Source organism: Pseudomonas proteolytica (assembly GCF_007858275.1).
GTDB lineage: Bacteria > Pseudomonadota > Gammaproteobacteria > Pseudomonadales > Pseudomonadaceae > Aquipseudomonas > Aquipseudomonas proteolytica.
Window position 1 is genome coordinate 1 of the sequence record NZ_VFEV01000100.1, and the last position, 549, is coordinate 549.

At 46.3% G+C, this 549-nt stretch carries 2 tRNA genes and 1 rRNA gene; all 3 read left to right on the top strand.

Annotated elements, in window-relative coordinates:
* Window positions 1-64 (top strand): 16S ribosomal RNA (locus FIV38_RS29865); the annotation flags it as partial.
* Between the two features lie 122 nt (window positions 65-186).
* A tRNA-Ile gene (locus FIV38_RS29870) sits at window positions 187-263 on the top strand.
* Window positions 264-273: 10 nt separating this feature from the next.
* Window positions 274-349: transfer RNA gene (locus FIV38_RS29875), tRNA-Ala, on the top strand.
* Window positions 350-549 lie beyond the last annotated feature (200 nt).

Genomic DNA, 549 nt, shown 5'->3' on the forward strand with positions numbered 1-549 from the left:
CATGACTGGGGTGAAGTCGTAACAAGGTAGCCGTAGGGGAACCTGCGGCTGGATCACCTCCTTAATCGACGACATCAGCTGCTCCATAAGTTCCCACACGAATTGCTTGATTCATTGAAGAAGACGATAGAAGCAGCTTTAAGCTCCAAGCTGATAGCTCTTAGCTAATCAGTTGCGCTCGAAATTGGGTCTGTAGCTCAGTTGGTTAGAGCGCACCCCTGATAAGGGTGAGGTCGGCAGTTCGAATCTGCCCAGACCCACCAATTTTGTTATGGGGCCATAGCTCAGCTGGGAGAGCGCCTGCCTTGCACGCAGGAGGTCAGCGGTTCGATCCCGCTTGGCTCCACCATTAACTGCTTCTGCTGTTAGAGTTTAGAAATGAATATTCCGGTGTGAATATTGATTTCTAGTCTTTGATTAGATCGTTCTTTAAAAATTTGGGTATGTGATAGAAAGATAGACTGAACGTTACTTTCACTGGTAACGGATCAGGCTAAGGTAAAATTTGTGAGTTCTCTTAGTTGAGAAATTCGAATTTTCGGCGAATGT